The organism is Arenibaculum sp. (genome assembly GCF_035998295.1).
GTDB lineage: Bacteria > Pseudomonadota > Alphaproteobacteria > Azospirillales > Azospirillaceae > DASYHS01.
Genome location: NZ_DASYHS010000164.1, coordinates 1 through 13,853, shown reverse-complemented (window position 1 = coordinate 13,853; position 13,853 = coordinate 1). Strand labels below are relative to the sequence as shown.

Here is a 13,853-nt window from a genome sequence, read left to right as displayed (position 1 = left end):
CCCTCGTTCTTCGCACAATGCGCTGCCCGAAGCATGGGTGGGATGGCGGCGCATTGAATCGACCTCGATCCCCATGATAGTATTCCTCGGATACGAGGGGATAATACCCGAGCTTTTTTATGAAGGTGTGGCCCGATGATCCGGCAGGAACCGAGCCAACGGGAACGTGCCGTCGGCATGCTGAAGGATCGCGGCATGGCGCGGCTTTCCGAACTGGTCGCCGGTGGCGTCACGGCGGCTTGCGTATCGCGCCTCGAGCGCGAGGGTGTCGTTGTCCGCCTGAGCCGCGGCCTCTATCAGCTCGCCGACGCCCCGCTTTCGACCGAGCATGACCTTGCCGAAGCCGCCAAGCTCGTGCCGCGAGGGGTCGTGTGCCTCGTCTCGGCTCTCGCCTTCCACGAGCTCACCGATCGCATCCCGTCGAAGGTCTGGCTGGCGATCGGTCCGAAGGACTGGCGGCCCCGCATCTTCCACCCGCCGATCCGCTTCGTCCGCTTCCCGCCGGAGCGCCTGGAGGCCGGTCTGCGGACCCACGACGTGGAAGGCGTGCCGGTCCGCATTACCGAACCGTCCCACACTGTTGTCGATCTGTTCCGATACCGCAGGCAGGTCGGGCTGGATCTCGCGATCGGCGGCCTGAAGGCGGCCCTGCGTACCCGCACGGCCACGCCGGCCGAGGTCGCGCGCATCGCCGCCGATGCCAGGGTCTGGCCCGCCATGCGCCCCTATCTCGAGGCCCTGACCATCGATGGCTAAGCCGCCGCCCCGCAACATGGGCGCCTCCGTGCGCCAGCGTCTGCTCACCCTGTCGCGCGCGACCGGCCAGACCTTCGATCTTCTGCTGACGCGCTACGTCCTGGAGCGCCTGCTCTACCGTCTGAGCCTGACGCCCCACAGGGAGCGGTTCGTGCTCAAGGGCGCGATGCTGATGGTGACCTGGTTCGCCGACCCGCACCGCCCGACGCGCGACGTGGATTTCCTCGGCTTCGGCGATCCGGCGCCCGATGCGATACTGGCCGTCTTCCGCGATGTCTGTGCCGTGGTCCAGGAAGACGGCGTCGCCTACGATCTGGATGCCCTGCGCGTCGAGCCTATCCGGGAAGCCTTCGACTATGGCGGGCTGCGCCTGCGCACGCGTGCCTTCGTCGCGGGAGCCCGCGTCAACGTCGTCGTGGATATCGGTTTCGGCGATGCGGTCGAGCCCGGCCTGGAAGAGGTGGAACTGCCGGTCCTGCTCGGCCAGCCGGCGCCACGGCTGCGGGCCTACGCGCGTGAGACGGTCATCGCCGAGAAGTTCCAGGCCATGGTCGCGCTCGGCCGCGCCAACACTCGGCTCAAGGATTTCTACGACGTCTGGGTCCTGTCCCGGACCTTCGCGTTCGATACCAATCGGCTCGCGCGGGCTATCCACGCAACCTTCCGCCGGCGGGGAACGCCGCTGCCAGCGATCCGCCCGGACGCCTTTTCCGCCGATTTCTCAGCCGACCCGCCGAGACGCCAGCAATGGGCGGCGTTCGTGGAGGATCTTGCTACGGAGCCCCTCGACCTCGCTGTCGTCGTCGAGGAAATCGCAGCTTTCCTTATGCTCCATGCCGAGCGGGCGCGCCTGCTCGACGAAGCCGATACCGAAGATAGATCATAAGCCCGGACCGGGGCAGAGGCCCCACATCAGGCCGCCGGCCGCTCTCGCGCGTCCAGGCCATCGCCTTCAGCTTGGCTGGCTTTACCCCCGACGATCCGTTCGACGTGATCGGCCAGTCCTGCAGCGCCTTGCGGCGCTCGTCGAGATAGGCATGCCGATTGTAGACCGCCGCCACCCCGCGGATCGTGCCCTGGACGTGGTTGAGGATGCGATCCGCCACATGGGGCGCGATCCCCATCTCCGCCATGCCGGTAACCGCCGTGCGCCGGAAATCGTGGAAACGCCATTCGGGGAACGCGGCGGCCTTGTCGAAGGATTCTCCCGCGACCTCGGCTTCCTCACGCCGGATCGTCTGGACCGTCTCGTCCAGGCGCTGCTTGGCCCGGCCGAACCCGGAGATCGGGGTCCGGCCGGTGGTCGTGAAGACGAAATCGGTTCCGTCGAGGCGGGGCAGGGACCGGATGAGCGCGATCGCCTGAACCGACAGGGGCACGTGATGGGCCTTGTCGTTCTTCGCGCGCTCGGCCGGCAGCGTCCACATTGCCGCATCCAGGTCCAGTTCCGACCAGCGCATGCCCGCCACCTCGTTCAGCCGTTGGGCGGTCAGGAGCAGCAGCTTCACAAACGGGCCGAACGGCCAGTCCTGCCGCTCGGTGGCCAGCCAGACCAACCGCAGCTCCTCGGCGGACAGGACCCGGTCGCGGCTTCGTTCCTCCGCGGGCGGCTTCACGCCCACGCAGGGCGAGGTCGCGATCAGGTCCCGCGAGATGCACCAGTTGAAGAACTTCCGGGTGTAGGCGAACACGCGGTTGGCGCGGATCCTGGTGCCTCGGTCGACGATGCGGTCGAGCATAGCGATTACGTCGCGCCTGGTGATCGTTCCGATGCGCTTGCGGCCCTAATAGGGCAGGATCTCGTTCTTGAAGGCGCTGCGGTATTCCCGCTCGATCCTGGTCTGGCTGACGTGCCGTTTCATGAACAGCTCGTACAGCTCCGCCACCGTGTCGCCGGTCTCCTTCACCCGCGCGGTCTCCTTCTCCTGCTGCGGATCCCGGCCCTCGGCCACCGCCCGCAGCAGCCGCTCGGCCTCCTGCCGGGCGAGGTCCGGGGTCCAGGGGGATCCGTGCTTGCCGATCGTGAACCGGCGGCTTCGGCCGTCCAGCATCCGGTACTGCAGGATGTAGACCCTCGATCCGCCCGGGGTGACCTTCAGGCCGAAGCCCTTCACGCCCGCGTCCCACAGGAACGTGTCCCGGGTTCCCGGCTGCGCCGCGTCGACGCTTCTCTTGGTGATCCGCATGGCCGTTTCCGCTTCCCGCGCTGACCGTTTCCAGTAAGCACGCAGTAAGCAGCGGGAAGGAAACTCGGGGCAACGTGAGAAATCGGGGTAGAATATAAGTGGTTGATTTGGTTTTTGAATTTCATGCTCGGGCGAGCTGGGGCGCACTAAGGAATACTATACGATGAAGAATCATAATCCTTGTGTCGGGGGTTCAAATCCCTCCTCCGCTACCATCACGAAGCCCTGCCAAGTCAAGCACTTGGCAGGGCTTTTGGTTTTCGGGGCCGGCCCGCCCAACTGCGGCGCCGTGCGGTCGCTGACGTTCGTATCCACTGCCTTTGCTCAGACTACATTCGCCAACCCTATACGAGCGTCAGCCGCGTTGCCGCGCAGGGGCTGACAAGAATTCCCTCGTGCTCGAATTCCTCGCGGACCGATCTTGATCACAATTACTGCGAGCCCGTCGCCAGCACAGCTGTGTGAATCGGCCGAGTTATCGGGCCAGGGGGTGTTCGGCGAAAGGACAGCAGCCCGCAAAGGGGCTCAAGCACACGAACCTGAGTTTCCTTCCGCGAAGGTCCGAATTTTCCCGCCTCGATCCACAGGGATCGTCCCACTGCAGTGATTTGTCGGTCTCTCACAGTGATACCCTTGCCGTCGCCAAAAGCGACGATCGGCCGCGCATTCCTGGAGAGGGCGTCGGGGGCGACATCGGGCGTCATCAGCATTGCTCCGGCATTCGTACCGATCGGCATTCCACCGCCGCGGACATAGGCGCGCAGCGGCTCTATCATGCTGCTCCGCCCCACGGACACGGGCGGCAGGATTCGAGGGCATGATGTCATTTATGCCTCGGGCCAACTATGGCATGCAGGGAGAGGAGCATCCGGAAGGAACATGCAGATGTTGGAGCTGAGGCCGAACTGCCAGCTATGTGACCGCGACCTGCCGCCCACGGCGAAGGACGCACGGATATGCAGCTACGAGTGCACCTACTGCGCGGATTGCGTCGATACCGTCCTGCATGACGTCTGCCCGTCCTGCGGAGGAAACTTCGTGCCCCGGCCCATCCGGCCGGTGGCGGAATGGCGGTTGGGGTCGGGCCTGGGCCTGCGGCACGATCCCGCGAGCACGGAGCGGCGGCACACGACGCGGTCGCGCGAAGACATCGAAAGCTTCGCCCAGCGCATCCGGGGCATCGCACCGGACGAGCGCTGAGCGGCGTGGACAGGCATCGAACTCGGACGGGACGTCGAATGACGAAGGAACACCCCTATACCTGCCAGATCGTGTGGACCGGGAATCGCGGCGAAGGAACCAGGCGCTACCGCGGCTATGACCGCACCTGGGACATCCGGACGCCGGGCAAGCCGGTGATCCAGTGCTCGAACGATCCGCTGCTCGGCGGAAACCCCGCGCTGCCCAATCCCGAAGACCTGCTGCTGTCCGCGCTCTCGGCCTGCCACATGCTTTGGTACCTGCATCTCGCCAGCGCCGCGGGGATTGTCGTGCAGGCTTACTCCGACGATCCCGTGGGCATCGGGGAGACCGCTCCCGACGGGGCCGGGCGCTTCGTCCGGGCGACGCTGAAGCCGAGGATCGGCGTGGCCGCGGGCACCGACCTCGACCGGGCGGACGCCATCCACCACGAGGTCCATCGGTACTGCTTCATCGCACGGTCCGTGAGTTTTCCGATCGCCTACGAAGCGACATACGTGGAGACGTGAGGCGCCGCAAACCGGTCCCGATAGGCCGCGGGCGGTATGCCCATGCGCCGCATGAAGGCGCGGCGCATGCGCTCCTCGTCGCCGAAGCCGCAGGCGAGGGCGATCTGCTTGATGGTGGCGTCCCCTTCCTCGAGATGCCGGCTCGCCGCCTCGACGCGCAGATCCTCCACCAGCTTGGCCGGGGTGCAGGCGTAGCGGTCGACGAACCTGCGGGCGAAGGTCCGGGGCGCCATCCCCGCCAGGGCCGCGAGGCGCTCCACCGCGAGATCCTCGCCCAGATGGTCGGCGATCCAGAGATGCAGGTCGTCCAGTCCCGAGTTCGCACGTCCCGCCTCCAGGCCGGTCTGCACCGCCAGCATGCGGCTGAACTGGGCCTGCCCACCCGCGCGGTGCAGATAGACGACGAGCTCCTTGGCGACCGCCAGGCTGAGGCGCCGCCCGGCATCCGCCTCCACGAGCGCCAGGGCGAGATCTATCCCCGCCGTCACGCCGGCCGACGTCCACACGTCGCCGTCCCGGACATAGATCGGATCGAGCTCCACCCGCACTTCCGGGTACCGGGCGCGCAACGCCTCGACCGAGCTCCAATGGGTGACGGCCCGCCGGCCGTCGAGCAGCCCCGCCGCGGCCAGCAGGAATGCGCCCGTGCAGATGCTGCAGGTACGCCGGGCGGCCCGCGATGCCCTCCCGATCCAGGCGATCAGCTCCGCATCGCGTGTCGGTATGGCGGCCGCCGGGCCGCCGACGACGATCATCGTGTCCAGCCCCTCCAGGTCGAACCCGGCGCAAGGCCGGGTTTGCAGGGCGAGGCCGCACGTGGTGCCGACCAGCCCGCCGCGGGCCGAGAGGTAGACCAGCCGATAAGCCGGTTCCGGATTGCCGGTCAGTCGGTCGGCCGTCGAGAAGACCTCGGCCGGGCCCGTGACGTCGAGCGCGAGCGCATTCTCGAACAGGACGAAGGCAATGGTCCTCGGGGCGGGCACGGTGAACTCCGCGGCAGGAAAGGAGGTGTGGCTGATATAGCAGCCATCTCCGGCGCGCGGCAAACTTCTTCCGGTCAGGCCGCACCGTGCCGGCGCAGCACGGCCACGAGCGCACCATGGTCGATCGCGGCACAACGTCGGCCCGGCGGCTTGAGCGTCACCATGTCCTCGGCCGCGACCAGGGCGTTGACCACGGCTTCCTCGATCGCCTCGACCGCTGCCCGATACACCGGGTCGAGGCGGTCGTCGTTGATGGCTTCGAATGTCTGGCGCGCTGCCGAACGCTGTGGGGCGGCCATCCGGTTGGCGGTCGTGAAGGCGAGGAAGATGTCCCCGGAATTGTTCCCGCCGGGCGTGCCGCCTCGACCGATACCGATCGAGCCCCGGCGCGCCAGGCGGCGCAACTGATGAGGCAGCATCGGGATGTCCGTCGCGAGTACGACGATGATGGAGCCCTGCTCCGCCTCCAGCAGGCGGTCGTCCGCCAGTTCCCGCCCGACCGGCACGCCGAGCACGGTCAGCCAGTCGCGCAGGCCGTGGTTGGCCTGTACGAGGGCGGCGACGACGTGCTCCCGGCCGTCGTCCATCGCGAGCATGCGCGAAGCCGTGCCCGTGCCCCCCTTGAACTCGTAGCAGATCATGCCGGTGCCGCCGCCGACATTGCCTTCGGCGATCGGCCCGCTGGCCGCGGTATCTATCGCCGCGCGCACATCGGCTTCTCCGACATGCATGCCGTTGATGTCGTTGAGCACGCCGTCATAGGTCTCGGCGATCACCGGCATCAGCCACAGGTGTTCGCTGCCGTAGAGATCGCGATGGGTGTCGATCATCCAGCGCGTCGCGGCGTGGTGCGCAATGCCGACCGCGTGCGTGTTGGTGATGCAGATCGGGCCGACGAAATGGCCCGCATCCTCTATCCAGTGCGTGCCGGTCATCTCGCCGTTGCCGTTGAGGGCGTGGAACCCGGCCCATACGGGGTTGGCCGAATCGATCCTCCCGCGCGGCAGGATGGCCGTGACACCGGTCCGCACCGGACCCCGCCCGACCGTGAGCGGGCCGTCCCCTCCACTGATCAGCGTCCGGTAACCGACCTGGACGCCCGGCACGTCGGTGATCGCATTGTGCCGTCCGGGCGTGCCGGGAAAGCGCAGACCGAGATCGCGCGCGCGTGGCTTCGGCATCATGTTCTCATGTCCGGCTTGGGTCATCGGCGGCGCGACCGGATGTAGAGGCCGAGTGCTGCGACCGCGATCGAGAAGGACAGCATCAGGACCGCGATCGCGTTGATCTCCGGCTTTATGCCGCGGCGCAGGATGCCGTAGATGTAGACAGGCAGGGTCGTCGAATCGACGCCGGCGATGAAGTAGGTGATGACCAGGTCGTCCATCGAGATGATGAAGGCGAGCAGCGCGCCGCCGACCACCCCGGGCATGATCAACGGCAGCACCACCCGCCGGAACGTCGTCCACTCGTTCGCGCCGAGGTCGGCGGACGCCTCATCGAGCGAACGGTCCATGCCGGCGAGCCGCGCACTGACGACGATGAACACGTAGCTCGTCAGGAACGTGCAGTGCCCGATCATGATCGTGAGGATGCCGAGGTCGATGCCGATCGAGATGAAGAAGATCAGGAGCGCGATGCCGAGAACGATGTCCGGCATGATCATCGGCATGAACATCAGCGTCTGGTAGAACTTCTCCAGCCGGAACCGGTAGCGCGCGATGGCGAGCGCCGTCGCCGTTCCGAGCACGGTCGACACGGCCGTCGTCGTGAGCGCGATGGCCAAGCTGTTGCGGACGGCCGACAGCAGCGCATCCGTCGATTCGACATAGAGGATCTGCTGCGACAGCTCCGTCTCCAGCCCGAAGATGGAGCAGTACCAGTCCAAGGTGAACCCGCTCCAAACCATCATGTTGACGGGGTTCGCGTTGAACGAATAGGCGAGGATGAGCGCGATCGGGAGATAGACCAGTACGAAGAACAGAATGCCGTAGGCGGTCAGGAGCCGGCGGGCGAGCATGCTTTTTCTCGTCATCACGCCCCCTCAGCCGGTCCGTGGAACGTCGTCGCGGCGCAGCACCAGCGTGACGTAGGCGAGCAGGAAGAGCATCACCGTCGCCATTACGAGCATGGCCAGCGCCGCGCCGAAGGGCCAGTTCCGCGCATAGAGGAACTGCTGCTCGATCAGGTTGCCGATCATCAGGACCTTCGCGCCGCCCAGCAGCGACGGGACGACGAAGTTGCCCAGGCTGGGGATGAAGACGATGATCGAGCCGCCGACGATGCCGGGCAGCGTCAGGGGCAGGACGATCCGGCGAAAGGTCTGGAAGCGGGTGGCCCCCAGGTCCTGGGACGCCGCGACCAGGGACGTGTCCAGCTTCTCGACGCTCGCGTAGATCGGCAGGAACATGAACGGGATCATGATGTAAACCATGCCCGTCACGACGGCGCCCTCGGTGTAGATCATCTGCAGGGGCCGGTCGATCAGGCCGGCCTCCAGCAGGACATGGTTCAGGAAGCCGGACGGCCTGAGGATCAGTATCCAGGCGTACAGGCGCACGATGAGGCTGGCGAAGAACGGCAGGGTGATGAGGAAGAGGCAGAGCGTCTTCCACCGCTCGGGCAGGCGGCTCACCCAGAACGCCGCCGGATAGCAGACCAGGATGCACACGGCGACCGTGAGCAGCGCCAGCCGCAGCGAGCCGAGGAAGATCGACAGGTAGACGGGCTCGAACTCCTCCAGAACCCCGTCGGCCCATCCGAGAACGCGGCCGTAGTTCCAGTGGTAGAACTCCCAGACCACGCCGCCGTACAGGCCGGGCTCCAGGAAGCTGTAGGCCAGCATGATCGACAGCGGAGCGACGAAGAACACCAGCAGGAACAGGCTCACCGGTGCGAGCAGGAAGGCCAGCTGGCCCGTCCGACGCGTCTGCAGGCTCATGAGGCCGCCTCCGGGCGCATCAGGTGCGCCCTTTCCGGCATGTAGGCGAATGTCAGCGGCCGGCCCACTTCCAGTTCCGTGACCCGGTTGCGCTGCTCGTCGCGCAGCAGCGCCTTCACGAGCGAGCCGGAGCCGTCGAGGCGCACGACCAGCGTGTGGTCGGTCCCCGTGAACACCTTCCGCTGGATCGTCCCGCCGACGGCCGCGGCACTCTCGCCGGGCCCGGCCGCGACGAAGAACTGTTCCGGCCTGATCATGAGCATCGCTCGCTCTCCGACCGCGAAGATCCCCGCGCGGGCGCGCAGGAGATGGCCGTCGTCGGTGCGGACCAGCGCGAGGTCGCCGTCGCGCTGGATCACCTCCCCGGCGAAAAGATTGCTGTCGCCGACGAAGCGGGCGACGAAGGCGTTGCTCGGGGTGTCGTAGACTTCGGTCGGTTCACCAACCTGCTGGATCGTACCGCCGCTCAGCACGACGATGCGGTCGGACATCGTCAGCGCCTCACCCTGGTCGTGCGTCACGAAGATGAAGCTGATGCCGAGTTCGTGCTGGAGCGTCTTCAGCTCGAACTGCATCGCTTCGCGCAGGTTCCGGTCGAGCGCCGACAGCGGTTCGTCGAGCAGCAGCAGCTTGGGCCGGCTGATGATGGCGCGGGCGAGCGCCACGCGCTGCTGCTGGCCGCCCGAAAGATGCCGGGGCTTGCGCTGCTGCATCCCGGCCAGGTTCACGAGTTCGAGCGCCTCGGCCACGCGCCGGTCCCGTTCGCGCCGGGCCACGCCGGCGACATCGAGGCTGTAGCCGACATTGTCGCCGACGCTCATGTGCGGGAACAGCGCGTAGCTCTGGAAGACGGTATTCACCGGCCGGCGATGCGCCGGGACGCCGCCGACGTCCTTCCCGTCGAGCAGGATCGTGCCCGCATCGAGGTCCTCGAACCCGCTGATGCAGCGCAGCAGCGTCGTCTTGCCGCAACCGGAGGGACCAAGGAGGGTGATGAACTCGTTGCGGCGTACCGACAGGCGGACCCCGCCCAGGGCGACTATGTCGTCGCCCTCGGGCGTCACGAAGGACTTCACGCCGTCGATCACTTCGACGATGTCGGGGGAGACGGTCTCGCTCATGAGCGGAGGGCCCCGGGCTCACTGGGCCGTGCGGATGCGCGTCCAGGCGCGGTCGTAGGTCCTGAGATCCCGGCCGAGATCGCGGAAGATCTGCAGCCGCTCCCGAACCTCCGGCGGCGGGTTCGTGTTCGGGTTGTTCTTCAACTCGTCCGGAAGCAGTTCCTGGGCGGCGAGATTGGGCGTGCTGTTCATCTGCTGGGCGACGTTCGCGGCGACGATCTCGGGGCGCAGGTAAAACTCCATGAACTTGCGCGCGTTCTCCTTGTTGGGCGCCGACGCCAGCACGCACATGTTCTCCTGGTACATCGTCGCACCTTCCTCAGGGATGACGTAGGCGAGGTTCTCGGGGTCCTCGCGCACGTACATCATGGCACCGACGAAGTAATGGGCGGCGGCGACGTCGCCCGACTGCACCAGGGGCACGCTGTCGTAGGTGAACGACGATACCCGGGGCTTCTTCGAGATCAGGAACTCCTCCGCCTCCTTGAGTTCGTTCGGATCGGTCGTGTTGACGGAGTGGCCGTTGACGATGAGGCCGATCGCGATCGTCTCGCGCATGTCGTCCAGCAGGATGATCTCGCCGCCGGTGGTCTCCGGGATGGCGAAGAAGTCCGCCCAGGACTTCACTTCCGGGACGCGGGTCTTGTTGTAGAAGATGCCCACGGTGCCCCAGGCGTAGGGCAGGCAGTATCTGCCTTCGGGATCGGTGTCGGCGCGCAGGAAGGCCGGATCGATGTTCTCGAAGCCTTTCGCCTCGTTGATCCCGGTCTCCGCCAGAAGGCCGAGGTGATGCATGATGTCCTGCATGTGGGCCGACGGGAAGACGATGTCGTATCCCGTGGCGCCGGCCTGGATCTTGGCCAGCATCTCCTCGTTGCTGCCGTAGGTGTCGAGCCGGACCGTGATGCCGGTTTCTTCCTCGAAAATCTTCAGGATTTCCGGATTGATGTAGTCGCCCCAGTTGTAGAGATTCAGCTCGCCGGCGGCGTGGGCGGGGGGCGATCCGGCCAAGACCGCGGTGCCGAGTGCGGCCAGTGCAGCAACCGAGGCCAGCTTACGATGGCGGTGCCGTTCGATCATGTTTCCTCCCTTAGCGCAGCTAGAGGCCGAACCGATGCCGCGTGCCGGCATCTTGGCTACCCGTGAAGTCTCTAGTATGTTTCTGCGAAAATCAACCAAGCTGACAGAAAAATGTCAGAACGGCGGGGCCGATGTTCCACGAGCGACTGAGTGAGCTGTCCGACCAATTGACGCCGACGGAGCGGCAGCTCGCGGCCTACATCACGGCGAACCTGGAGACGATCGTCTTCGAGACCGGCGCCTCGCTCGCGGCGAAGAGCGGGGTCAGCCCCAACACCGTGAGCCGCTTCCTCCGGCGCTTCGGCTACAAGGGCCTCAAGAGCCTCAAGGAGGAACTGCGCGACGACCTCCGGGTGCAGTCGCTTCTGAGCCAGACGCTGCTGGACCGGATAGAGGCCAACGGCGACGGGTTGGCCGAGAACCTCAATCAGGAGATCGAGGCGCTGGCGGCATTCTACGAGCAGGCGGGAACCGAGCAGTGGAGGGAGATCGTCGAGGTGGTCAGCGGCGCCGAGCGCGTCTTCGTATGCGGTTTCCAGACCGTGCGCGGGCTCGCCGAGGATTTCGCGAACCGCCTCGCGCTGGTCCGGTCCGACGTCAATTTCCTGGATCTCTATGGCGGCGTTCTAGGCCCCTGGCTCGATCGTCGGGCCGGGCGCAGTTGCCTGATCCTGGTCGACATCGCCCCCTATGCCGAGGCGGGGCTCACCTTCGCACGCGAATGCCGGGACGAGGACACCGACCTGGTCGTGTTCGCCGACGAGTACGGCATCGCCCGCGACATCGCAACGCCCTACGTCGTCACGCTCAAGACCAAGACGGGTTTGATCCTGGAGTCCACCGGCGGGCTCACCATGGCGCTCAACCTTCTGCTGCACTGCGTCGCGACGCGCAGGAAGTCCGGACTGATGGAGCGGATAGAGACCTATCGCCGCCGCGTGACCCAGCTTCGGCTCTACAAGAGCGGCTAGGGCGCTTGCGCAAAGGTCGGAACCGTCGCAAAGACGGCGGCGGGTGCCGAGGCTCACTCGGCTGGAACCTCCCCCGCGCGCGCCGTCCCGCCTGACGCCACGAGGAAGAACCCGGCCGCGCAGGCGGACACGACCGCGCCGAACATGGCCGAGACGCCGAGCACGGCCGGGAAGCCGCCCCACCCGTGCAGCAGGGCGATGAGCGGCACGGCGAGACCGCTCGTGGTGAAGCCGAGGAAGTAGCGCACGCTGAACGCCTTGGCGCGCAGCCGGGGCGGGACGTAGCGCGCGACCATCGCGTCGTTGATGATCACCTGCCCATAGATAGACGCCATGGCGATGACCAGGCCGGCGAGCAGGGGGACGCCTGTGGTCGCCGCCGCGAGCCCAAGCCCGACGGGTTGCAGCAGCGCCAAGCACGCGAAGACCGCAGGCAGGGTGAAGCGGTCGACGAGCCGGCCCATGAGGAGTTGCGTCAGCGCGCCGAACACGAAGACCACGGTGGCGAGAGAGCCCGTCAGGGCAAGGGGCAGTGCCGAACCCAGCCGCTCGTCCAGCACCTTCGGCAGAGCGATGGTGGTGACGTTGAACGTCATGCCGCCGGCGACGATCGCGACGGCGAAGACCGCAAGCAGCAGGAACGGATGGGCCACCGGGATCGTCGGCGCACCGACCTTGGCCTTGTGCCCGTCCCCGTCCCCTGGCACCAGCGCCACGAACGCCGCTCCAGCCGCGAGGCACACCAGACCCGGCATGGCGAAGGCCGCCCGCCAGCCGAGCCACGCCGCGATCAGCGCCGTGACGCCCGAGGCGAAGCCCGCCCCGAGATTGCCCCACACCCCGTTGCGGCCCAGGTCGCGGCCGAGGCGGCGGGCATGGCTCACCAGCATGGCCGAGCCGATCGGATGGTAGATCGCCAGGAACAGGCCGAGCACGAGCAGCCATCCCGTGATGACGGCCGGAGTGGAGGCGGCGGCGAGGCCCAGGAGCGAGAACCCGCAACCGCCGAAGAAGATCACCAGCAGGTTGCGCCGCCCCCAGCGCTCGGCGAGCCAGCCCATGGGCAGGGAGAACAGGCCGAAGGCAACGAAGGTGCCCGTCGAGAGACTGATCAGCGCCGCATAGGTCAGGCCCAGCTCGGGGGCCATCGCGAGCACGGCGGTGGGGTAGATCAGTAGCGCGAAGTGATCGAGCGCATGCGCGATGTTCACGAACAGGACCGTACGGCGGGACAGGACGTCGGGGGCCATTGCTTTCCTTCCGGCATGCGGAGCCAGAATTCCATCATAGCTTGACCCGTTCGCGGCGTCGGGCCAACTTCGGCAGCGTTCGGGTCAAACTGCGCGCGGCCGCCATGCGTTCCACCCTCGCCGACGACTACCAGGACGCTCCCCGCCCCGTCGCGGTGATGGCGAAGGACTTCCCGTCCGGCTCCACGACGGGGCGGCACGGCCATCCCCGCGCCCAGCTTCTGTACGCGACCGCCGGGCTCATGGTCGCGACCACCAGGGACGGGACATGGGCGGTGCCGGCGGGCCACGCCCTTCTGATCCCGCCCGGCGTGATGCACGAAGTCGCCATGCATGGCGCGGTAGCGATGTGCACGGCCTATCTCGCCCCGGAGGCGCTCGTGACCCTGCCATCCACCTGCCGGGTCCTGCGGGTCTCGGCGCTCCTGGATGCCGCCCTCGTTGCGCTCGCCGGCGAGCCGGTCCTCTACGACCCGGCCAAGAGGGGTGGACACTTGGCGGCACTGGTGCTGGACGAGATCGACCGCGCGCCCGACACGCCGTTCGCGCTGCCTCTGCCGCAGGACCCGCGCCTGCGGCGGCTCTGCCGCGCGCTGATCGACAATCCCGGCCGCGACGGCGGCATCGACACCTGGGCGGAGGAGGTGGGGGTGAGCCGGCGGACGCTCACCCGGCGGTTCCGGCAGGAGACCGGCCTGAGCTTGGGCGCGTGGCTGCGTCGCGTCCGCCTGCTCGAGGCGCTGACCCGGCAGGCCCGCGGGGGCGCCAGGCATGAGGTGGCGGCCGCAGTCGGCTACAGGAGCCCGCGCGCCTTCCAGGCCATGATGCAGCGGATTCTGAGGACATCCGCACGAGA

At 67.1% G+C, this 13,853-nt stretch carries 15 protein-coding genes; 6 read left to right on the top strand and 9 right to left on the bottom strand.

Features of this window, described 5'->3' with window-relative positions; all coding sequences use genetic code 11:
- Window positions 1-135: 135 nt before the first annotated feature.
- Both VGO20_RS16450 and VGO20_RS16445 read left to right on the top strand, forming a co-directional pair.
- A complete protein-coding gene (locus tag VGO20_RS16450) occupies window positions 136-756 on the top strand; it encodes a type IV toxin-antitoxin system AbiEi family antitoxin domain-containing protein (RefSeq protein ID WP_327503458.1) in 621 nt (206 codons plus the stop codon).
- Entirely contained in the window at window positions 749-1,642 is an 894-nt protein-coding gene (locus VGO20_RS16445) for a nucleotidyl transferase AbiEii/AbiGii toxin family protein (protein ID WP_327503457.1), read from the top strand. Before VGO20_RS16450 ends, VGO20_RS16445 begins: the two co-directional genes overlap by 8 nt.
- On the opposite strand, the gene VGO20_RS16440 is transcribed toward VGO20_RS16445, so the two are convergent.
- Together VGO20_RS16440 and VGO20_RS16435 are read right to left on the bottom strand one after the other, a co-directional pair.
- Window positions 1,581-2,495: a tyrosine-type recombinase/integrase gene (locus tag VGO20_RS16440; RefSeq protein WP_327503456.1), complete on the bottom strand. Its 915-nt coding sequence runs from the start codon at window positions 2,493-2,495 to the stop codon at window positions 1,581-1,583. The genes VGO20_RS16445 and VGO20_RS16440 overlap by 62 nt on opposite strands.
- Before the next feature lie 45 nt (window positions 2,496-2,540).
- Complete coding sequence (locus tag VGO20_RS16435; RefSeq protein ID WP_327503455.1) at window positions 2,541-2,942, bottom strand: Arm DNA-binding domain-containing protein; 402 nt, start codon at window positions 2,940-2,942, stop codon at window positions 2,541-2,543.
- Between the two features lie 885 nt (window positions 2,943-3,827).
- Between VGO20_RS16435 and VGO20_RS16430 the strand changes: the two genes are divergently transcribed.
- Window positions 3,828-4,142: a DUF1272 domain-containing protein gene (locus VGO20_RS16430; protein ID WP_327503454.1), complete on the top strand. Its 315-nt coding sequence runs from the start codon at window positions 3,828-3,830 to the stop codon at window positions 4,140-4,142.
- Window positions 4,143-4,180: 38 nt separating this feature from the next.
- Window positions 4,181-4,651: an OsmC family protein gene (locus VGO20_RS16425; RefSeq protein ID WP_327503453.1), complete on the top strand. Its 471-nt coding sequence runs from the start codon at window positions 4,181-4,183 to the stop codon at window positions 4,649-4,651.
- Here the strand turns inward: VGO20_RS16425 and VGO20_RS16420 are convergent.
- The 6 genes from VGO20_RS16420 to VGO20_RS16395 form a co-directional block, all read right to left on the bottom strand.
- The gene (locus VGO20_RS16420) at window positions 4,624-5,634 is read right to left on the bottom strand and encodes a GlxA family transcriptional regulator (protein WP_327503452.1); all 1,011 of its coding nucleotides are present in this window, start codon (window positions 5,632-5,634) and stop codon (window positions 4,624-4,626) included. The genes VGO20_RS16425 and VGO20_RS16420 overlap by 28 nt on opposite strands.
- 74 nt (window positions 5,635-5,708) lie before the next feature.
- Window positions 5,709-6,818: a DmpA family aminopeptidase gene (locus tag VGO20_RS16415; protein ID WP_327503451.1), complete on the bottom strand. Its 1,110-nt coding sequence runs from the start codon at window positions 6,816-6,818 to the stop codon at window positions 5,709-5,711.
- Between the two features lie 20 nt (window positions 6,819-6,838).
- Window positions 6,839-7,669, bottom strand: a complete 831-nt coding sequence (locus tag VGO20_RS16410; RefSeq protein WP_327503450.1) for an ABC transporter permease — start codon at window positions 7,667-7,669, stop codon at window positions 6,839-6,841.
- Between the two features lie 9 nt (window positions 7,670-7,678).
- The gene (locus VGO20_RS16405; RefSeq protein ID WP_327503449.1) at window positions 7,679-8,575 is read right to left on the bottom strand and encodes an ABC transporter permease; all 897 of its coding nucleotides are present in this window, start codon (window positions 8,573-8,575) and stop codon (window positions 7,679-7,681) included.
- Window positions 8,572-9,696, bottom strand: coding sequence for an ABC transporter ATP-binding protein (locus tag VGO20_RS16400; protein ID WP_327503448.1), 1,125 nt, complete (start codon window positions 9,694-9,696; stop codon window positions 8,572-8,574). The genes VGO20_RS16405 and VGO20_RS16400 overlap by 4 nt, the downstream gene beginning before the upstream one ends.
- An 18-nt stretch (window positions 9,697-9,714) precedes the next feature.
- A complete protein-coding gene (locus VGO20_RS16395) occupies window positions 9,715-10,776 on the bottom strand; it encodes a polyamine ABC transporter substrate-binding protein (protein ID WP_327503447.1) in 1,062 nt (353 codons plus the stop codon).
- Window positions 10,777-10,907: 131 nt separating this feature from the next.
- On the opposite strand from VGO20_RS16395, the gene VGO20_RS16390 reads away from it, so the two are divergent.
- A complete protein-coding gene (locus VGO20_RS16390) occupies window positions 10,908-11,747 on the top strand; it encodes a MurR/RpiR family transcriptional regulator (protein WP_327503446.1) in 840 nt (279 codons plus the stop codon).
- Window positions 11,748-11,800: 53 nt separating this feature from the next.
- Here the strand turns inward: VGO20_RS16390 and VGO20_RS16385 are convergent, their stop codons facing one another.
- Window positions 11,801-12,997: an MFS transporter gene (locus VGO20_RS16385; RefSeq protein WP_327503445.1), complete on the bottom strand. Its 1,197-nt coding sequence runs from the start codon at window positions 12,995-12,997 to the stop codon at window positions 11,801-11,803.
- 104 nt (window positions 12,998-13,101) lie between these two features.
- On the opposite strand from VGO20_RS16385, the gene VGO20_RS16380 reads away from it, so the two are divergent.
- A partial coding sequence (locus VGO20_RS16380; protein ID WP_327503444.1) for an AraC family transcriptional regulator occupies window positions 13,102-13,853 on the top strand: 752 nt, incomplete at its 3' end.